A 20147-nucleotide genomic window follows, 5' to 3' on the forward strand; every position below is an offset into this window, starting at 1 on the left:
ATACTTTTAGGACTTTTATCATTTCACTACTTAGGTAAATATCCGTTATTAAGTAAATAAATGAAACATGCCGGTATGGATAGGAGAATAACAACTGTGCATACAATCACAACTAAACTTTTATATTTAATATGCAAAAGTTTACCTGTACTCCGATCTACTATTTGTAGGTTATGCAGAAATCTTCTATTCATTAGACACCTCCCTTATCAAATATCAGTACTTAAAATTATACCATAAATTGTAAGGGAAAGAACTAAAGTGAAGAAAATATAAATTAAATGATTCCTTCTTAAAAGAGGAAGTCACTTAATTTATATAACTTATTAAATTACTACTTTAGAATATTGCACCATAATTCTTTTATCTCAACACTCAACACCAAAAATAAGAACATTCTGATGATCCATAACAAAATTTTGTGTATCCCACTTTAAAGTAGTGTTAAGATAGCCTAAAGCATCTGCCGCATAACGACCAGAAATTCTTTGATAGGCTAATAACTCATAAACACCATTCGTATCAAAATCTACGGGATAAAGTCCACTTAGTGGGTTTACGAAGCCATCAATAGGTGATTTTAGCTTACCATCTTTATGGTATATTTCATGTAAGTAATCAGCATCCCTAGTAGAAATATCAATTATAAATTTAATGCCTTTCGTAATATTTCTTACTTCAACCTTATAATAATCTTTATAGCAAATGTCATATTTGTAAGCATTGTTAAAAACTTCATAGTCAAATAAAAGCCTAGTTATATTACAAAAGTCGGAGTAAATATAATAGAACATAATGCCACCACTACCTCCGGAAGCAATGCTAATAAAGATATCTTTAACATGGTTTCCAGTAAAGTCACCTAAGAACAAGGTAGGATTATACCCAGAATCGGATTTAAGGGGAACACTTTTTTTCATACCAGTTCTTCCATCTTGAATGACTAACGTAATCTTCTGCACATATGGACTATCACTAGTTGTTATACCAGTGAGATAAACGTAATCAGAAATTCCATCCCCAGTAACGTCACCATGTGCAGCAGAAATAATTATAGGACTTGTATAGATTGGATTATAAGGGGTACTATAGTTCATACTTTTTCCTCCTTAAGATATAAGCTTTATCTCAGTATATGAAAAAGCAGAAAGATTGTGCTGAGAAACTAGCATTCTGCTTCATAATTTATTACTATACAAGTACATAATACCGAATTCCATTGTAAAAGCTAATATTGTGTATAAGTAAAAAATGAATGGGGTTGAGTTTATGCGTAGAAGAAAGATGATAATATTTGCTATAGTAATGGTTGTTATGACTGGGTGTGCTGCGTTGGAAAGACCTACAGAAGAAGAACAAACAGATCCAGGCCCTAATCAGGAGGTTACAGATAGATCAAAGGAAGATAAACTCGCAAAAACTGATGAAGAAGCTGTAGAAGAGAACATTAATGGCTTCGATATAGAAGATGATGTAGAAATTACGGAAGAAGAGGCCAGTAGAATAACAAATATAAGCCAACAGCAGAAAGAAGCGCTACTAGAAAACATTGGGTCAAAAGAAATGAATACGGTATTAGAACAATATGAAAGTATATTGCCTGAAGGGGTTAATGATGCTATTGAATATTTAAAATATAATTTAACTTTCGATTACTTTCTTATAACAGCTGAAGAAGGCGTTATAGTTAGAGAAAATCCTGTACCTGATGGAGAGGTTGTAGAGGAAATAGAAAGTCTACATAAAGTCGCTCTATTGCAGAGAGTAGAAGGAGATGCAATAGAAGATTCAAATATATGGTATAGGGTTGCTTTTGAGAGTGAAGGAGAACTAAAAGAAGGATATGTTCATTCAAATACTGGGACACCTAGGATATTTCGTTTCGATAGTAAGCAACAGGCAGTAGGCGAGTTGTTAAACGAATTAGAACAAGGAGAGCTTCATTTTATATCAAATTATAAATTTGAAAATGGGGTACCACCACAAAATGGAGATGAAGCACTAGATGAGCACGGATATCGTTTTTATCATAGTGCACCTGCATATGCGGAAGCTGATTTAGAAAGTGATTATAGGTATATACCCGATGGTATGCTAGTACGTGTACTAGAAGAGGTATATGAATTTTATCGGGTCTTCTCACCAACTTTTGGCGGAGAATTTTATGTACCACGGCAATATATAGATTTAGATAATACACTGAGCCAGTTAAATCATGTAGTTGTTATCGATAGGAATCAGCAAAACCAAGCCGCCTTTGAAGTGACAGAAAACGGGCTAAATCTTATTTCTTATACCTTGTCAACTACAGGTATTCCAGGTGATTTTTCCTTTGAAACCACATTAGGAAGCTATAAGGCAATACAAAAAAGAGATCGTTTTCAGTATCTACAAAGTGGCACACAGGATATTGCAGGGTATGCGCCTTTTGCTATTCGTTTTACAGGAGGTGCTTACATCCATGGTGTTCCAGTAGCTTATGAAGAAGAAAATGGAGAAAAGATTGATCCTGGATTAATAGAGTACCTCCATACAATTGGAACTTTTCCACGCTCAAATATGTGTGTACGTAACTTTACAAGTCATGCAGAATTTTTATATAACTGGATGAACATCGAAGATGGGGCGGTTATTGTTATTGAATAGTAAAATAAATAATAAGCAGCATTCATTGCACTGAATCAAATTAAACATTTAAAAAATCTAACTTTCTATATCTAAGAAAGTTAGATTTTTTTAATAAATGTATTATTTTACATAGGTATTTTTTACTATTTTAGACAAAAAACAAGATAATACAACGGAAAAATGTTACAATTTCTATATAATTGCAGATATTTTGTGCATAGTGATTACTAAAAATTTTATAAAAGCATTCTGATTGAGTACATTCTTACGGGGTATTTTATATTATAATTAATACATAATAGAGGCAATAATTGATATTTTAAAGAGGGGGAAATGAAGTGATAAACAATCGTAAAACCAAAATAAATAAAAAAGCTTCCCCACAGGAAAAAGACACAAGTATATCAAACATTATTGAGCGAAATCAATTTATATTAGAAGGAACAAATGATGGTATTTGGGATTGGAATTTGCAAAATGGCGAATACTTCTTTTCTTCAAAAGAAGAGACAGTTAGTCAACCGTCTAGAAAAATTGATTCATTAGAGGGATGGAAAAATCTTCTTCATCCTGAAGATAAAGTAAAAGCAGTCAATATTTTAGAAGACTATCTAGTTAAAAAGGTTGGAATATACCAGAATATATATCGTATTAAAAAATCAGATAAAGAATATCGTTGGGTTTTAAGTCGTGGAAGAATACAAATGGATCAAAGTGGGAAACCTTTGAGAATTGCAGGATTACATATTGACATTACAGAGGAGATGGAATCAAAAAATAAAATGAATCAACAATTATATCAGTTGGCTTACTATGATCCGCTAACTGATCTGCCGAATAAAGCAAAACTCAATGTAGAATTTGAAGCAATGTATGATTTAAATAAAAGCGATCAGAAAGTTGCTATTTTTTACATTGATTTAGATAATTTTAGATACATTAACAATTTAGTAGGCTATGAGTTGGGTAATGAAGTAATTAAAAATATTTCAAAAAAATTAAAAGAAAAATTAAATAAAAAGTTTGTTTTGGGTAGAGATAGTGAAGAAGAGTTTATACTTTTATTATTCTACGATCACGAACGTGATTTATATAAAGAGGCTAATGAAGTGCTTAAAATTTTTAGATATAATCAGTTTTTGACAGGACATCAAATTTGTATAACTGCAAGCATTGGTATTGCCTTGTGTCCTGAGCATGCCCCCACCTTCAATGGCCTACTAGAGTATGCAGATACTGCGCTATATTATGCAAAAATTAAAGGAAAAAATCAGTTCCGAATTTATCAAGAGAGCATGCGAGAATTTGCCTATAAAGAAACCAGTTATATGCATGATATTAATGAAGCATTACAAACAGAAGCATTTTGTATGTACTACCAACCAATTTTAGAAACAGTGAAGGAAGAATTAGTTGGGTTTGAGGCACTAATACGCTGGAATGATGCCCAAAGAGGGTTCATTTCACCCTGTGAGTTTATCCCTATAGCAGAAAAAACGGGACAAATTCTACAATTAGAAAAACAAATTTTTGAGGCTGTATTTAAGCAAGTTGAGCACTGGAAAAAACAAACTAATAAGCGCTTTTTTGTTTCAATTAATCTCTCTCCAAAGGGTTTAATTAATAAAGGCTTAGTAAGTTTTTTAGAAGCATTAGTAAAAAAGTATTATGTAGAGCCATCGGATATAATTTTGGAAATTACAGAAACAACTTTATTAGAAGGAATAGAAGAGACTTTAGCAGTTTTCGACTTATTGAAACAAAAAGGTTTCATTATTGCTTTAGATGATTTCGGAACAGGGTACTCGTCGTTGAACTATTTAAAAGAATTACCAATATCTAAGCTAAAATTAGATAAATCCTTCATAGATTCTTTATTAGTTAGTGAGAAGGATCAATATATAACAGAGTCTATTATAGAATTATGTCATCGCATGAACTTAAAAGTTGTAGCAGAAGGTGTAGAATGTGAAGAACAAAGGGATATATTATTAAAATTAAATTGTGATTTAATGCAAGGCTATTTTTATTGCAAGCCCAAACCTGTTGCCGAGCTTGGGTCGTGGATAAAATAAAATTAAAGATCAATAGTTTAAATACTAAAAAAGTTAATATAATAAAATAAGGCTTTACAAAAGTAGAGCTTTATTTTATACTATAACTGTACTAATACAACTAACACACATATAACAGATAATACATAAAGTGAAATTAGGTTAATTTAATTTTTTAGAAAGGAGGAAGACGATGCTAGAGTTAGACTTGAGAAGCAGACTACCAATTTATGAGCAATTAGTTGAAAAGATTAAAACACTAATTATGGAAGATGTTTTAAAAGCAGATGAACAGTTACCTTCAGTGAGGACATTAGCCCAGGAGCTGACCATTAACCCAAATACAATACAAAAAGCCTATAAAGCCCTTGAGCGAGAAGGGTACATTTACACAGTGAAAGGAAAAGGAAATTTCGTTCAGAAGATAGAGAAAGGAGACCAAAGGGAAAAGCTTATGTTACTTAAAACGGAATTAAAAAAAATATTATCGGAAGCAATATACTTAGGCATGGGTAAAGATGAAATTTTAAAGGTAATTGAAGAAGTAGAAAATAATGTTGGGAGGGATCAAAATGATTAGTGTTAGAAATCTGACAAAAAAATACGAGGGATTTGAAGCTATTGATTCAGTAGACTTATCTGTGAAGAAAGGGTCCATTTATGGCCTTTTAGGTTCAAATGGTGCAGGAAAAACAACCTTATTAAAAACACTAGTTGGACTGTACAAACCAAATACTGGTGAAGTTTTAATTGATGAACAACCGGTATTTGAAAATATAGCATTAAAAGAACGGGTTATATTTATTTCAGATCGTTTATATTTCTTTTCGTCCTATACCATAGAAGATATGGCAAAATTTTATAAAAGCATTTATCCTAAGTGGAATGAGCAGAGGTACCGTAATCTAAAGCAAGTATTTAAAATAGACTTTAATAGAAAAATTAATCGACTTTCTAAGGGGATGATGAGACAGGTAGCTATATGGTTAGCCCTATCTGCTATGCCAGAAGTACTGATTTTAGATGAGCCCTTAGACGGATTAGACTCTGTCATGCGACAAAAGGTAAAAAACCTTTTATTTCAAGATGTAGCCGAGCGCTCCTTAACAATTATTATTTCATCCCATAATTTAAGGGAATTAGAAGATCTATGTGACCATGTAGGTATTTTACATCAAGGAAAAATGATTGTAGAAAAAGATATGGACGATTTAAAAAAGGATGTGCACAAAGTACAAGTGGCCTTTAAAGAAGAAGTAAAACCACAAGCATTAGAAGAACTAGAAGTTTTACACAAAGAAACCAAGGGGAGCATACAAGTCTATATTGTGCGGGGGGAAAGAGAAGGGATTATGCATCACTTTAGTAAACTAAACCCTGCGGTGTTAGATGTATTACCTTTAAGTTTAGAAGAAGTATTTATATACGAAATGGGGGATACGGGTTATGAAATCGATCACATCATATTTCAGTAAAGGCATTATTAGGAATGAAATTAAAAGACTATACTGGGTACCGATTTTGTACTTTATCGCATTGTTTTTAACTGTACCCCTTCAAATTATTATGGAAGTTCAAAGATATTTACCGAATCTAGAAGAAAATTTAAATAGTATTAGAATACACCAAAATATATTATACTTTAATAGTGGTATCATAATGGTTTCTATTTTCACTATTCCGGTGGTTGTAGGGTTATTGCTTTTTAGATACCTACAAAATAAAGATAGTTCAGACATGATTCATAGTTTACCAATAAAAAGAGAAGGACTTTTTATCAGTTATGTATTAGCTGGAATTGGATTTATTGTTGTACCGATACTGCTTACCGGGATCATTATCCTAATCATACGAGCTATTTTTGATCTAGCAATATTGTTTACTGTTAAAGAAGTTTTCGTATGGATTGGTACAATGATTTTAGCAAATCTAATTATGTTTGCCAGCACCGTTTTTGTTGGAACAGTGACGGGGATAACAGTGGCTCAAGGAATATTAACTTACATTGTATTATTACTTCCTGTTGGGTTATACACACTAGTTTTAAACAACATGACAATGTACCTTTTTGGATTTAATTGGGAAAGTTATGAAAGATTAGGTTACACAGGAATGGAAAGATTATCGCCCATTATTCGCTTAGGCGGACTATTTAATAATATGTTCACAGCAAAGGAAGCTATTGCATATTCAGTATTCATTTTAGCTGTGCTAGGGATAGGTTTATATATTTATAAAGAGAGGAAGCTTGAGAACAATCTACAAGTCATTGTTTTTAACCCATTAAAGATTATATTTAAATACGGCGTAACGTTTTGTGTCATGCTTGTAGCGGGATTATATTTCTATTATGCAACAGACGGAAACTTAACTTGGGTATATATAGGGTATATTACATTTTCTCTACTTGGGTATTTAATCGCAGAAGGCATTTTACAAAAATCTGTACGAATTTTTACAAAAAAGCTTTTTGTAAATTATGCGATTTACGGTCTAATAATTACAATATTAGTAAGTACACTAGCCTTTGATGTGGTCGGGTTTGAGGGAAGAATACCAACTAAAGAAGAAATACAGGGTGTTTACTTAGGGCCAACCCATTACAGTTATGAAAGAATGAAAGAAAGTGAATCATTCAACTTTATTTACAGAGAAGAAGAAAATATAGAAAGAATATTAAATATGCACCAAACCATTATTGATAACAAATGGAATATCAAAGGAGCATCCCACCGAAGAGATACTAGACAGTTCCATATTGTATATGAACTAAATAATGGAGAAAACTTTGTAAGGACTTATAGTCCAGTGGGTAGCGAGTTTTACGAAGATTACTACGAGCCATTGGTTGAATCAAAAGAGCATAAAATAAATAATTATCCGGTACTTAATACTGCAGTTAAATCCATGCAAAGAATTCAAATCAATAGTTATACTAATGGGGGACATGTAGCAATAACGGACCCAGATGAAATAAAAGAGCTAGTAGAAGCACTAAGAAGAGATATTTTAGAAGCAGACTATGAAACCATTGAAAAATCAGGAAGATGGGGAGACATCAGTATTCTACTTGCCCAAGGAGAAGAAATGGAAAGTCTATATGGTGAAGTGATCCAAGAAATCCATACAAATTGGAGTAAAAACTTTAAACATGTAGACCAATGGCTTGAAGAGAAAGGCTACCTAAATGAAGTTAGGCTTACAGAAGATCAAGTAGCTTATATTGTCGTTGAGGAATTTCAGGGTGGATCAAGAGTAGGTTTTGAAGATAGAGATGACTCAAACACAATAAAGCGCTATGAGACCAGTGATAAAATCAAAATCAATGAGGCCCTTAAAAAATCAGGAAATTATCACAGAGGAGAACTACGATACCAAGTAGGATTTTATGATGAAAAAAATAACATGATTACCCTTGAAAACTTTTTTGAAGGAAGTGTTCCTCAGTATGTAGAGGACTTCTTTAACTAACAATTTAACAAAGAAAATATAGAGGGGAAATTCTCCCCTCTATATTAAATTAATAGAGAGCAGGTTGAACAATGTATCGTATTGACATCGTACCAATAGGTAGTCTATTATTAGTCCTTTATATAATATCCGACTTTTTCAAACACAAGAAAAGTAAGCTACTAAAACGAATAGTTAGATATAGCTTTATTTTCTATTTATTATATGTGGTACAGGTGACCACTGGGGGCATTAATATACCGCCATTAAGAGAATATCGAGGGATATCTTATCAATTAGTCCCATTTAAGTTTTTACAAGATTGGGTAGAAATGTATAATAGAGGCGGAACTGACTGGTTTTTTTTGAATTCTGTTAAACTATCTTTATATAATTTAGTAATGTTATTGCCATTAGGGATTTATTTTCCGGTTTTATTTCACATAAAAAGCTTTAAAAAAGTGGTCCTATACACAATGCTTACTTCTTTAACCATAGAAATTTACCAACTTATTTTTTCTTATTATGGACTCGTTCTTTTACGCACAGCGAATATAGATGACATAATTTTAAATACAGTAGGAGGCATCATTGGATATTTTATATATAGAATAGTTTTAAGTAAGTGGATTCATCGGTTTATTGCATAGTATAATCCAAATTAAGGAATGATGATTATTGTCGAATTTTGCTGTTAAATACTTGTCAAATTAAAAGTAAAAGGTTATAATGAAAACAAGAAAATTAAATAACATTTAATTCTTCAGGGCAGGGTGAAATTCCCGACCGGCGGTTAAAAGTCCGCGAATCAATATTTTATTGATTGAACTGGTGAAATTCCAGTACCGACAGTAAAGTCTGGATGGGAGAAGAGCGAAATAAAACTGTGATTCTACATGCCCAAGGGATTTTTCTTTTGGGCATTTTGTGATTTATTTCACAAACTTAAAACACACTGTTCTCCTCAACTTTAATGATATTATTAGGAGGAATACTTATGCAAAATGTAAATGGATCTATAGGTGTGAACAAAAAAACACTACTAACTACGAGTAATCTAGTTAAAATTTCAATGCTAGCAGTAATTGCTTATGTATTAATGTTGATACATTTCCCGTTACCAATATTTCCGGGATTTCTAAAAATTGATTTAGCAGATGTACCAGCACTAATCGGTGGATTTACCCTAGGACCAGTTGCGGGAATGCTTATTCAATTACTTAAAAATATTTTACATTTGATAACCAAAACCTCAACAGGAGGAGTAGGTGAGCTTTCAAATTTTATTGTTGGGACAGCCTATGTTGTACCAGCGGCTTTAATTTATCGTTATAAAAAAGACAAAACCCACGCAATAATCGGAACATTAGTTGGGACAGTTATAATGTCTTTTGTAGGCGCATTATCAAATATCTATTTGATTATTCCTTTTTATTCGAAAATCATGCCTATCGAAAATATTATTGAGATGGGAACTGTTGTGAACAGCAGAATTGTGGATATAAGAACACTAGTTATCTACGGAGTAACACCTTTTAATATTTTCAAAGGATTACTTATTGCACTAATAACATTACTTATCTATAAAAAGATTTCTCCGATTTTAAAGAGATAAAGTAAAAGACCCTAATCAACCAATGATTTGGGTCTTTAAACTAAGAAACTTTGGAGGAGATAAGGTGGCATTATTAAACTTATTTCTGCAACCTCTGACTAAAACCTTGTGAAAAAGATGCTAGTAATGCTTTACGTCTAGACTCATCTAACGGGAGATAGTATTTAAATTCTAAACACGTATCGTGGTTAGGCCCTTCTGGTAGTGCAAGTAATTTAGCAAATATACTACTTTTTTTTGTATCCACTTTAGTTTTTATCATAATATAATCCACCCTTCATTAAAGTTATTTGGTTAGTTCGTACCTACTAATAGAGCAAAGATTATGCCAGACTTTTTTTAGAAAGTAGAAAAAAGAAAGTGAGTGCATGGAGTAGTTGAAATTTAGAGGTTTATCTTTTAAAAAATTATGTTAAATATTAATAATTAAAATGATATTTAGGATTTTAAAAGGAAAAAATATCTTAAATAAAAAAAGGTTTGATGCAAATTTGCATCAAACCTTTTTTATTTAAATTTCAAATCAGGTAATATAGAGAATTGTATAGGTTACATGTAAATGTTGTGTAAATGCAACTGTTGCAATTACACAACAAACGCTACTGTTTTTGGTATTTTCTTCTTTTTCTAACAAAGGTAGAGGGATCAATTTCTAACGCTTTAGCCGCTGCACGAACATTTCCAAACTTTTCATAGGCTTTATCAACTAATTTCTTTTCGATATTCTCAACAACGGTTTTTAATGGTTGTAAATCCTCATCTATATTAATACTAATAGAGTTGTGTTTTTGGTATAGCTGTTTAGGAAGATCTTCTAATCCAATTTCTGAATTAGGACTAACAACTATTGTTCTCTCAACGATATTTTTCAACTCACGTACGTTGCCAGGCCAATCATATTTTATAAAACAATGATATGCTTCTGCTGAAAACTTTTTATTAAGATTATATTTATTATTTATTTTATTTGTAAAAAAGTAGATTAAAGGAACAATATCCTTTTTTCGTTCTCTTAAGGGTGGAATTGAAAATGGTACAACATTTAATCGATAGTATAGATCTTCCCTAAACAGTTTGTTTTTTACCATGTATTCAAGGTCTCTATTTGTTGCTGCAAGTATTCTAACGTCAATTTTGATAGGTTTTACACTACCAACTCTCACAATTTCATTTTCCTGTAATGCTCTCAGTAGTTTTACTTGTAGCTCTAAGGGCAATTCACCAATTTCATCTAAGAATATAGTACCACCTTCAGCTATTTCAAAAAGGCCGGGTTTTCCCTCTTTTTTTGCTCCTGTAAAAGCACCTTTTTCATATCCGAATAACTCTGATTCTATTAAATTTTCAGGAATGGCTCCACAGTTTATTTTTACAATAGGTTTATCCTTTCTGCTGCTATTCTGATGAATAAATCTAGCAACTTCTTCTTTTCCGACACCGGTTTCTCCTAATAGTAGTATAGTAACATCTAATTGCGATACCCGTTGTGCTACTTTGAGTAACTCTAGTATCTTTTCATCCTCAACAACCATATGATCAGTTTTTATAATTTGTTTTTTCAACTCTTCAATAGTTGAGAAATACTTTTCTGTAAGTTCACGATTTTTTTTTAATTCATCCTTTAAATTCACTAGTTCTGTTACGTCGCGAACATTGGTAACAACTAGTGATATATCTCCTTGTTCATCGAAAATTGGCGTCCCGGTTACTAAGGCTTTTGTACCATTTGAAAATTCTTGCTCTATAGTGGTTCTAACTCGTTTTTTTAGAACTAATAGAGATACCGATTCTGAAAGATAACCTTCTTGTACCAGTTCTTTCATATTTCTGCCTAATATTTCTTCTCGCTTTATGCCACTGATCCTTTCATAGGCTTTGTTTAGTTTTAAGGTATAGCCCTGACCATCAGTTATGTATATACCATCGTATGATGACTCAAGAATTTCATCTAATTCATTAGGAAGTATCTTTTTAAATTTTGTTTGCATAAGATCACTCCTCAAAGAGCTTTTTACTATACTATTTTCGTTATAGAAGTTTCTAATTCCTCTTAATTTCAAACAGTTAAAATATTCATTTATCTTTATACCAATAGGTAAAAAAGTCGATAGTTAATAGTAGTATGAAAAACTTTAGATTAATTTAATACAAATTGGGTAATTCTTAAAAAGAGATTGAAGTAAAAAATTGCAATTACAGTAATTACAGTATCAAAGGGTGTTATAGGTTATAACGATTAACCTAATATAACTATGCAATTTTCTTAAATAACAAAGGAGATGAGTAAATGACGAACTATTTATTTTTAGAATATCCTAAATGTACAACTTGTAAAAAAGCGAAAAAATGGTTAGACGATAATCAAATTACATATGAACAAAGGCACATAGTAGAAAACAATCCAACAGAGGAAGAACTTAAACAATGGATTAATAAGAGTGGATTACCTATAAAAAGATTTTTTAATACAAGTGGTAAGATGTATAAAGAAATGAAGTTAAAAGATAAGTTAATAGAAATGACAGAAGCCGAACAAATAAAGTTATTATCAACTAATGGAATGCTAGTAAAACGACCATTGTTAATAGGTGACAGTTCTGTACTAATAGGATTTAAAGAAGAGGAGTGGAAGAATATAAAATAACAAGTACACCCTGTAAGGTTTAAAATACCTACAGGGTGTACTTGTAGAAGTTTAAGGTTCATAAGGGTCTTCTTCATAATCAAATTCAAATTTTTCAAAGGTTGATTTATTAGTAAATTGATGCTTATCTTGATTTTTTAGAGACTTTAATCGATCATAGTAATCTTCTTCATTATCGTAATCATTAAATCTAATAGTACTCAACTCCTTAGTTTAATTTAGTAAATTTTATCACATTATTAAAGGTATTGTCTAACATATTGTATTTTGAAAGTATGATGATATAATTCTATATAAATGAAGCATATTCTTAAACAAACATGTACAGCACAGCACTATATTTTTATCAAATTAATATTCAAATGTAAAGGGTATGAAGCACATGATAATATTTTGGAGTATTATATTAATTGCTTTTTTAATGCTACTTGGCTTGAGTTATTACTTTTCAACCCTTGTAGTCTATCCGAAAACGATAACCCGTCAAAAAAGTTATTTATATGAACTGGAAAAAGAAAATTTTGACGAAAAATGGTTTAACGAGTTAGATAAAGAAGAAGTAGTAGTAGACTCGCCATATGGTTATCAATTAAAAGGTATATTTATAAAAAATCACAATTCAAAAAAAACGGTTATACTTTGTCATGGTATAACCGTTACAATGTTTGCATCTATTAAATATATAAATATATTTTTTAAAAGTGATTATAACGTGCTAATTTTTGATCATAGAAACCATGGTAACAGTGGTGGTAAAAATACTACCTTTGGATATTTTGAAAAGTATGATCTTAAAATTTTTACTGACTGGGTTTTTGATCGAATAGGTGAAGATAGTATGATCGGCTTACATGGTGAATCAATGGGGGCTGCAATTGCACTCCAAAATGCAGGTGTTGATTCAAGGATAGGCTTTGTCATTGCTGATTGTCCATTTTCTAATCTAAATGAACTCTTAAAAGTTAGATTAAAAGCGGATTACAGGCTGCCAGCCTTCCCTATTTTAAATATTGCCAACTCAATTATAAAATTAAAGAATGGATTTAATCCTAAAGATATATTGCCTATAAAAGATGTAGAGAAAAGCGATATTCCTATGTTTTTTATTCATGGGGAAAAGGATGACTATATACCAAGTGAAATGAGTATTAAAATGTATAATGTAAAGCAAGGCATAAAAAAGAGTTTCTTTCCTGAAAATGTAGAGCATGCAAGAGCCTATGTGAAAAATAAGAAAGTGTATGAAGTTTTAGTTAGAAATTTTATAGAAGAAATAGAAAGTATAACTATTTATAAAAGTAAAAATAAAGATAGTTGAATATATTACAAATATGTGTTAAGATAAAAAGGTTAGTTTATTAGTAAATAAAGCAAATTAAGTATAGACAAATTACTTTTTAAATTAAAAGGAACAAGTTAGATGCCGATTCTTTTTAAAGAGATAACATATAAAAACTGTTGAAAGTAGGTTTTTTCTATTCTTGGATTTTCAATGATAAAAATTGAAAGATAATATGTATTAGTCTAAAAAATGAAGTAGCTTCTTAAATAAAGATGTTACATACCTTTGCGGAACATGGATTAATAATAGATTATTAATAAGCCTTTTATTTGCTAACATATGACTATGTTAGCTTTTTTAATTAGAATGAATCTGAAAAGAAGCTAGAAATAAAAAGAAGGTAAAAGGAGGTGTCAATATGACACAACAAATGGTGTTAACACTAATAGGGTTGTTCCTAGTAACCGCCCTAACAAATATATTTGCAACTTTAAAAAGCATACTATTAGCAAAAAAAATTATGAATCCAGTCTATTTTTTAGTTTTTATGGATGCCATTATCTTTGCTACTGTAGTTAGTAAAGTTGCTAATTCTGACGGTGTACAGTTTGGAGTTGCCTATGCATTAGGCAAAACCTTAGGCGTATTTATTGGAGGAAAAATTGAAGAAAGATTAGCCTTAGGGATATTAGAAGTAGATGTGTTTTTAAATAATAAGAATAAAATGGTTGAGATAGCTGAAAAATTAAGAGACGAGGGCTATACAGTAAACAACTATTTAGTACGAGGAAACCATGGCCACATAAGACATAAGATAGAAGTTGTCATCAAACGTAAAGAATTTAAAATACTTGAAACAATAATGAATGATTGTGGTGTAACAGATCCAACGATGAAGATTAAAAATCTTAATAAAGTTGAAGGAAAAATTACAGTATCAAGAGCTTAAGATACCAAATGACCTGGAGGCACTATGAAAACACAAGACATAATAGATAATAATATTTTTAAAACCTTTTTAAAATATGTGTCGTTTAATGTAATAAGTATGTTAGGTATGTCATTATATGTACTAGCAGATACCTTCTTTATAGCTAACGGTGTTGGAAAAGAAGGCCTAATTGTTCTAAATTTAGCGTTACCTGCTTTTATAGGTGGTATTAATGCATTGGGATTAATGCTGAGTATGGGTGTTGGAACAATGTATTCCATATATTTAGGTAAAAATGAACCCAATAACGCAAATAGCGTATTTACTCAAGTAATGATATTGGCGTTATTTTTAGGGAGTATTTTAACAGTACTAGGCATTACTTATTCAAAAAATATTATTGCGGGCTTAGGAGCAAGTGGGGACCTGATCCCTTTAGCGAATGAGTATATAAAAACCCTTTTTTTATTCTCATTTGCCTTTATATTTAACCATATTATAATTAGTATGATTAGAAATGATGGCAATCCTAAATTAGCAATGATTGCTATGCTTACAGGAAGTATAAGTAATATTATTCTTGATTACTTATTTATATTTCCCCTTAATATGGGTATGTTTGGTGCAGCATTAGCTACAGGTCTAGCGCCTATTATTAGTCTAGTAATTTTATCTTCCCATATCTTTACTAAGAAAAATAATTTTAAGCTTATTAAAACAAAGGTTAAACGAAGTGAACTATCAAAGGTTGTTTTTATTGGCATACCAACTTATATAACGGAGTTTTCAACTGGAATTGTTTTATTTGTCTTTAATATAGTAATTTTAAGAATTATAGGAGATATTGGAGTTGCTGCTTACGGGATACTAGCTAATATTTCATTTGTATTTATTGCAATTTTCATTGGAATAGGACAAGGTATTCAGCCAATCATAAGTGTTAGCTACGGTGCTGGGAAAATGGGTTATATAAAAAAGATACTGTTATATGCATCATATTGCACAGTATTAATAAGCTGTATTTTTTATATAATTTTTATCTTATACCCAGACCCAATTATTGCTGCCTTTAATGCAGAAAATGACATGTTATTACATGAAATTGCAAAACAAGGGATGAGGCTTTACTTCCCAGGCTTTATTTTAATTGGATTAAATATTGTTATCATTTCATTTTTCTCTGCGATCGCTAAGCCAAGACAGTCGTTTATTGTTTCCATTTTAAGAGGTATGTTTTTAACAATACCAGCAGTATTAACACTACCTCATATATGGGGGATAAATGGGGTATGGCTTTCAGTTCCAATTGCAGAATTGATAACACTAATTATCGGCGTAAGGCTAATATATCTATATTTCCGATATGAAATTTCAGATAATAAAATTTGCTAACAAACAAAAGATTCTCGGTGAAGGCAGGAGAATCTTTTATTTTTGTTATGGATAAGATAGGAAATTTTAAGATAAATAAAAAATATGTTAATATAAATATATTGCAAATGACAATGTCTGAAATTGAAAATCAGTTGACTGCAAAATCATATACAAAAGGTGAACGGTATGTACAGGTGTTTTGAAGAAATACAAGATAGACTAAACGAACAACAAAAAGAAGCAGCACAGCACGTAGATGGCCCAGCCATTATATTAGCCGTTGCAGGCTCAGGAAAAACAACAACTCTTTGCACTAGAACTGCAAATTTAATTTTAAATCATAGAATCAATCCAAAAACCATTATGACCTTAACTTTTTCAAAAGCTGCAGCAAAAGATATGAAAAAAAGGTTTGGGGATGTTTTTGGACATCTTATTGATACAAACCATTTAGCATTTAGTACGATACATGCATTTGCTTATAAAATAATATTACAATACTACAGGCAAATGAACAGAAGATTAATGATTATAGAAGATAGTACGAATCCTCTAAATAAACACCGGATTCTTAAAAATATTTACCAACAGCTCAATAACGGGTATGCTACAGAAGAAACAGTAGAAGAAATGTTAAGTCTTATCACCTATATTAAAAATATGATGCTAAGAAAAGAAGAAATAGCGGGAATAGATACAAATGTTAAAAACTTTATTCAGATATATAATCAATACGAGACTTTTAAAGAAGAAAATTTGTATATTGATTACGACGATATGTTAACAGTAGCATATAAGATACTTAAAGAAAGACCTAAGCTTTTAGAAGGACTGCAAAATAGATATCAATATTGGCAAATTGATGAATTTCAAGATACGAGTAAAATACAATATGAAATGATAAAGTTACTCATACATCCTAAAAATAATATTTTTTGTGTAGGAGATGACGATCAAACCCTTTATAGCTGGCGTGGGTCCTACCCTAAAATTTTGCTAGACTTTAATAAGGTTTTTAAAAAGGCTAAAGTTTACTTCATGGAAGAAAACTTTAGAAGTACAAAAGATATCGTAGAATTAAGTGATTATATTATAGACAAGAACAAAGAACGGTATAAGAAAAATATATTTACAAATAATCTAAATGGTCCTGCTATTATGATAAATGAATTCAAAGATCAAACTGAACAGATAAATACAGTGATTGAACGTATTAAAGAAAGCAATACCGAAAAAGCTATTCTTTACAGAAATAATTTTTCAGCCATTCCTTTTATGGATAAACTCAATGAGGAAAATATTGATTTTTACATAAGAGAACATAAGTTGTCTTTTTTAAAGCACTGGATCGTAAATGATATTATCTGTTTTATAAATTTAGCCTACGATCCCTGCGACTTCGAAAGCTTTACAAAAATATACTATAAGCTTGATGCCTACCTATCGAAGGATGTTCTCAATTATGTTGGAAATTTATCTAAAAAGCAGGCCGGTAATCGTATTTTAGATATTGTTTTGACCTATGATGGATTAAAACCAAGACAAAGAGATAGAATCCATGAGCTTAAGTTAGATTTTGATGCGATAAAATCAGGAAATAAAAAGAATATTATAGGATATATAGAAAAAGAAATGTACTATGGAAAATATCTTCAAAATCAAGATCATACCCCACAGGAAACTGCAAATAACATTTTAGGTACACTAAAATATTTAGCAAGGGATTGTTCTAATGGGTCTGACCTAATGACTAAATTAGATACATTACAAATTATCATTCAAAAAGCAAAGAAAAATGTAAACAGTAAATTGATTTTATCAACAGTCCATGCATCTAAAGGATTAGAATTTGAAGAAGTCTACTTAATAGATCTTATAGAAGGGTTATTTCCCTTCACTTCAAACAGTAAAGAAGAAAATGATAGTGAAATAGAAGAAGAAAGGCGAGTATACTACGTGGCTTTAACAAGGGCTATAAACAAGTTAAGGCTTTGCACTCTTAAAACTCGGTTTAATAATCAAGTCAATTGCTCTCGCTTTATAAGTGAAACAAAATTGTTTTTAAAGAAATGCCCTAGTACGTATAATATTGGTATGAAAATAACACATAAACAGTATGGTGAAGGGGAAATAAAATCTATTTCCTCAGATAAAGTAGCAAAAGTTACTTTTAAAAAACATGGTACGAAAAAGTTATTATTAGACTTTTGTGAACAGAACAATTTAATATATGTATAAAAGCAGGGTATTTATTGATTTTTATGTACTTAGACAGAAGCAAAGTAAATGTGATAAGAATAGAGAGGATGTTATTATGAATAAAATAACCAGTGAGACCCCAAATAAGTGTTTAGACTATTGTGATATGCCTAAATTAACAGCGACTGATTATGCAACTTTAATCAGAGCGCTCGTTTACACTAAAAATAAGGAGTTACCCGTGGAGATTATTGATCATACTACGAATAGTAATATTAAGGCGCAAGTTCAATTCTTTTCAGTTGCATATTCAGAAGGAGAAGAAGGGATCTCAGATAGCATAATTATAAAATACACAACAAGCGACTCACAGGAGATAAAAACTTTGTCCTTTGAAAGCATTGGTAGAAGAAATGTAACTAAAGATAGGAAAAGTGGTACCCGTACTTTTTATAGATACCATATTAATTTAGAAGGGGAAAAGGCCTATAGGTTAACCTTTAATAGAAGAATATCTAAATCATAATATCTAAGCTTAGGGTTTAAATAGAATGTTTCTTGAGATATTTCTTTCATCTTAACATAATATATCGTACTTCTAGTGTGTCGATGATAAATAATTATTTTTTCAATAATTTATTACAAAGCGTCTAAAATAAAAGATGACTTACAGATCGTTATAATATATGATAAAATATAAAAAAATAGAGATTTACTAAGGAGTACATGTTATGTATCTATCTAACAGAAAACGTAATGTATTATTAGACGTATTGCTATTTTCAATTGTAGCGATTCTTATTTTCTTAATAAGAGACAATATTATGAATGTGGTGACACCATTTATTTATGCTTTAGTTGTTGCATTTTTACTTAACCCAATTGTCAACTTAATCGAAAGAAAAGGCATAAAAAGGATTTTTGCAATACTTATTGTTTTTTTAGTTATTATATTGATCATTTCAGCTGTGTTTGCTACATTTATGCCAAGATTAACAAAAGATTTATCAATATTTGCAAGAGACATACCTCAAATATTTGCAACAATAGAGCGGTTTGTTGTAGATTTTAGAACTGGCGAATTAGGAATACTGCCAGATTGGTCAAGGCAATTATTCGATTTTGATATAGAGATGAATAAAGTATCTGAAGTGGTAAGAAACTCATTTAATCAGCTATCTGCTGCACTACTATCTTCTACAGGTGCATTACTAGATATAATTATGACACCAATTATTGCCTTTTATTATTTAAAAGATAAAGATAAACTGACCGAATTTTTTATGCAGTACTTTAGTGAAAAACGGGCAAATAAAATAAAAGAAATTGGACGAGAAATTAATAAAGTGCTTGGTGGTTTTATAAGAGGACAACTTTTAGTTGCAACCTTTGTTGGTATTTTAACTGGACTAGGATGCTGGTTTATCGGGGTACCCTATGCCATGACAATTGGTCTTGTAGCGGGTATTACGAATATTATTCCTTACTTTGGGCCATGGATAGGTGGGATTTTACCTGTTGTACTTGCATTAATGAATAATCCTATTACGGCTATCTGGGTAACTATTTGGATTATTGTTGTTCAACAGATAGAATCAAGTTTTATATCTCCACAGATTATGTCAAATAGTGTAGGATTACATCCGCTAAACGTTATATTTTCTGTTCTTTTATTTGGAAATATTTTTGGTATACCAGGCATGATTATAGCTGTTCCTTTAACAGGTACGATCAAGGTTTTTATTAAATTTATATCTGAGTATAGAAGAGCATATAGAGAAAAGAATATACTAACCAGTGATTCCAATATCTCTGACTAAGAAAAGCCGAAGGTTAAAATTACCTTCGGCTTTAATCATAATACAGGGTGAATACCTTACGAATTAACATCTCAGTACAGTGGAGTTTTATGTTAGTGGAAGGGAAGCTTCCATAAGCTATCTGGCCTTAATAATTAAGATCTACAGTAT

The 20147-nt window shown here is 30.9% G+C and carries 19 protein-coding genes and 1 riboswitch; of the genes, 14 read left to right on the forward strand and 5 right to left on the reverse strand.

The genetic code is table 11. The features are described 5' to 3' along the window. Positions 1–26: 26 nt before the first annotated feature. Positions 27–194 carry a hypothetical protein gene (locus RH915_RS02915; protein WP_310477815.1) on the reverse strand — a complete coding sequence of 56 codons (168 nt, stop codon included), beginning with the start codon at positions 192–194 and terminating at the stop codon, positions 27–29. Between the two features lie 174 nt (positions 195–368). Then, positions 369–1097, reverse strand: a complete 729-nt coding sequence (locus RH915_RS02920) for a VCBS repeat-containing protein (protein ID WP_310477816.1) — start codon at positions 1095–1097, stop codon at positions 369–371. 172 nt (positions 1098–1269) lie between these two features. Here RH915_RS02920 and RH915_RS02925 point away from each other — a divergent pair, with 172 nt between their 5' ends. The 7 genes from RH915_RS02925 (at position 1270) to RH915_RS02955 (ending at position 9747) form a co-directional block, all read left to right on the forward strand. Further along, complete coding sequence (locus RH915_RS02925; RefSeq protein ID WP_310477817.1) at positions 1270–2646, forward strand: L,D-transpeptidase family protein; 1377 nt, start codon at positions 1270–1272, stop codon at positions 2644–2646. Between the two features lie 320 nt (positions 2647–2966). Then, positions 2967–4703 (forward strand): bifunctional diguanylate cyclase/phosphodiesterase, encoded by a 1737-nt coding sequence (locus tag RH915_RS02930; protein ID WP_310477818.1) that lies wholly within the window; start codon positions 2967–2969, stop codon positions 4701–4703. A 172-nt stretch (positions 4704–4875) separates the two neighbouring features. Then, entirely contained in the window at positions 4876–5262 is a 387-nt protein-coding gene (locus RH915_RS02935) for a GntR family transcriptional regulator (RefSeq protein ID WP_310477819.1), read from the forward strand. Continuing rightward, the gene (locus RH915_RS02940) at positions 5255–6157 is read left to right on the forward strand and encodes an ABC transporter ATP-binding protein (RefSeq protein ID WP_310477820.1); all 903 of its coding nucleotides are present in this window, start codon (positions 5255–5257) and stop codon (positions 6155–6157) included. Before RH915_RS02935 ends, RH915_RS02940 begins: the two co-directional genes overlap by 8 nt. Beyond that, on the forward strand, positions 6129–8153 hold the full coding sequence (locus tag RH915_RS02945) for a DUF6449 domain-containing protein (protein ID WP_310477821.1): 2025 nt from the start codon (positions 6129–6131) through the stop codon (positions 8151–8153). The genes RH915_RS02940 and RH915_RS02945 overlap by 29 nt, the downstream gene beginning before the upstream one ends. A 71-nt stretch (positions 8154–8224) precedes the next feature. Then, positions 8225–8782: a VanZ family protein gene (locus RH915_RS02950; RefSeq protein WP_310477822.1), complete on the forward strand. Its 558-nt coding sequence runs from the start codon at positions 8225–8227 to the stop codon at positions 8780–8782. 105 nt (positions 8783–8887) lie between these two features. Beyond that, a riboswitch (FMN riboswitch) is annotated at positions 8888–9010 on the forward strand. A gap of 119 nt (positions 9011–9129) precedes the next feature. Next, a complete protein-coding gene (locus RH915_RS02955) occupies positions 9130–9747 on the forward strand; it encodes an ECF transporter S component (protein ID WP_310477823.1) in 618 nt (205 codons plus the stop codon). A gap of 79 nt (positions 9748–9826) precedes the next feature. On the opposite strand, the gene RH915_RS02960 is transcribed toward RH915_RS02955, so the two are convergent. Next, positions 9827–10009: a hypothetical protein gene (locus tag RH915_RS02960; protein ID WP_310477824.1), complete on the reverse strand. Its 183-nt coding sequence runs from the start codon at positions 10007–10009 to the stop codon at positions 9827–9829. 337 nt (positions 10010–10346) lie between these two features. Further along, the gene (locus RH915_RS02965; protein WP_310477825.1) at positions 10347–11735 is read right to left on the reverse strand and encodes a sigma-54 interaction domain-containing protein; all 1389 of its coding nucleotides are present in this window, start codon (positions 11733–11735) and stop codon (positions 10347–10349) included. Positions 11736–12034: 299 nt separating this feature from the next. On the opposite strand from RH915_RS02965, the gene RH915_RS02970 reads away from it, so the two are divergent. Beyond that, positions 12035–12391 (forward strand): Spx/MgsR family RNA polymerase-binding regulatory protein, encoded by a 357-nt coding sequence (locus RH915_RS02970; protein WP_310477826.1) that lies wholly within the window; start codon positions 12035–12037, stop codon positions 12389–12391. A gap of 51 nt (positions 12392–12442) precedes the next feature. Here the strand turns inward: RH915_RS02970 and RH915_RS02975 are convergent, their stop codons facing one another. Continuing rightward, positions 12443–12595, reverse strand: coding sequence for a hypothetical protein (locus RH915_RS02975; RefSeq protein WP_310477827.1), 153 nt, complete (start codon positions 12593–12595; stop codon positions 12443–12445). A 178-nt stretch (positions 12596–12773) separates the two neighbouring features. On the opposite strand from RH915_RS02975, the gene RH915_RS02980 reads away from it, so the two are divergent. The 6 genes from RH915_RS02980 to RH915_RS03005 all read left to right on the forward strand — a co-directional run bounded on the left by RH915_RS02980 (position 12774) and on the right by RH915_RS03005 (position 19997). After that, positions 12774–13709: an alpha/beta hydrolase gene (locus RH915_RS02980; RefSeq protein WP_310477828.1), complete on the forward strand. Its 936-nt coding sequence runs from the start codon at positions 12774–12776 to the stop codon at positions 13707–13709. Positions 13710–14091: 382 nt separating this feature from the next. Next, on the forward strand, positions 14092–14622 hold the full coding sequence (locus tag RH915_RS02985; protein ID WP_310477829.1) for a DUF5698 domain-containing protein: 531 nt from the start codon (positions 14092–14094) through the stop codon (positions 14620–14622). Positions 14623–14646: 24 nt separating this feature from the next. After that, positions 14647–15996 carry an MATE family efflux transporter gene (locus RH915_RS02990; protein ID WP_310477830.1) on the forward strand — a complete coding sequence of 450 codons (1350 nt, stop codon included), beginning with the start codon at positions 14647–14649 and terminating at the stop codon, positions 15994–15996. Positions 15997–16164: 168 nt separating this feature from the next. After that, positions 16165–18216: an ATP-dependent helicase gene (locus RH915_RS02995; protein ID WP_310477831.1), complete on the forward strand. Its 2052-nt coding sequence runs from the start codon at positions 16165–16167 to the stop codon at positions 18214–18216. A gap of 76 nt (positions 18217–18292) precedes the next feature. Beyond that, positions 18293–18703, forward strand: coding sequence for a hypothetical protein (locus RH915_RS03000; RefSeq protein WP_310477832.1), 411 nt, complete (start codon positions 18293–18295; stop codon positions 18701–18703). Between the two features lie 205 nt (positions 18704–18908). Then, positions 18909–19997: an AI-2E family transporter gene (locus RH915_RS03005; protein WP_310477833.1), complete on the forward strand. Its 1089-nt coding sequence runs from the start codon at positions 18909–18911 to the stop codon at positions 19995–19997. Positions 19998–20147 lie beyond the last annotated feature (150 nt).

Source organism: Serpentinicella sp. ANB-PHB4, assembly GCF_031432315.1.
Lineage (GTDB): Bacteria > Bacillota > Clostridia > Peptostreptococcales > Natronincolaceae > Serpentinicella.

Bases quoted from the DNA above. Each gene is read 5' to 3' on its own strand.
- RH915_RS02995 (WP_310477831.1), top strand. From the start codon at position 16,165: ATGTACAGGTGTTTTGAAGAAATACAAGATAGACTAAACGAACAACAA.
- RH915_RS02925 (WP_310477817.1), top strand. From the start codon at position 1,270: ATGCGTAGAAGAAAGATGATAATATTTGCTATAGTAATGGTTGTTATG.
- RH915_RS02945 (WP_310477821.1), top strand. From the start codon at position 6,129: ATGAAATCGATCACATCATATTTCAGTAAAGGCATTATTAGGAATGAA.
- RH915_RS03000 (WP_310477832.1), top strand. From the start codon at position 18,293: ATGAATAAAATAACCAGTGAGACCCCAAATAAGTGTTTAGACTATTGT.
- RH915_RS02935 (WP_310477819.1), top strand. From the start codon at position 4,876: ATGCTAGAGTTAGACTTGAGAAGCAGACTACCAATTTATGAGCAATTA.
- RH915_RS02970 (WP_310477826.1), top strand. From the start codon at position 12,035: ATGACGAACTATTTATTTTTAGAATATCCTAAATGTACAACTTGTAAA.
- RH915_RS02920 (WP_310477816.1), bottom strand. From the start codon at position 1,097: ATGAACTATAGTACCCCTTATAATCCAATCTATACAAGTCCTATAATT.
- RH915_RS02985 (WP_310477829.1), top strand. From the start codon at position 14,092: ATGACACAACAAATGGTGTTAACACTAATAGGGTTGTTCCTAGTAACC.
- RH915_RS02980 (WP_310477828.1), top strand. From the start codon at position 12,774: ATGATAATATTTTGGAGTATTATATTAATTGCTTTTTTAATGCTACTT.
- RH915_RS02940 (WP_310477820.1), top strand. From the start codon at position 5,255: ATGATTAGTGTTAGAAATCTGACAAAAAAATACGAGGGATTTGAAGCT.
- RH915_RS02950 (WP_310477822.1), top strand. From the start codon at position 8,225: ATGTATCGTATTGACATCGTACCAATAGGTAGTCTATTATTAGTCCTT.
- RH915_RS02965 (WP_310477825.1), bottom strand. From the start codon at position 11,735: ATGCAAACAAAATTTAAAAAGATACTTCCTAATGAATTAGATGAAATT.
- RH915_RS02990 (WP_310477830.1), top strand. From the start codon at position 14,647: ATGAAAACACAAGACATAATAGATAATAATATTTTTAAAACCTTTTTA.
- RH915_RS02955 (WP_310477823.1), top strand. From the start codon at position 9,130: ATGCAAAATGTAAATGGATCTATAGGTGTGAACAAAAAAACACTACTA.
- RH915_RS02960 (WP_310477824.1), bottom strand. From the start codon at position 10,009: ATGATAAAAACTAAAGTGGATACAAAAAAAAGTAGTATATTTGCTAAA.
- RH915_RS02915 (WP_310477815.1), bottom strand. From the start codon at position 194: ATGAATAGAAGATTTCTGCATAACCTACAAATAGTAGATCGGAGTACA.
- RH915_RS03005 (WP_310477833.1), top strand. From the start codon at position 18,909: ATGTATCTATCTAACAGAAAACGTAATGTATTATTAGACGTATTGCTA.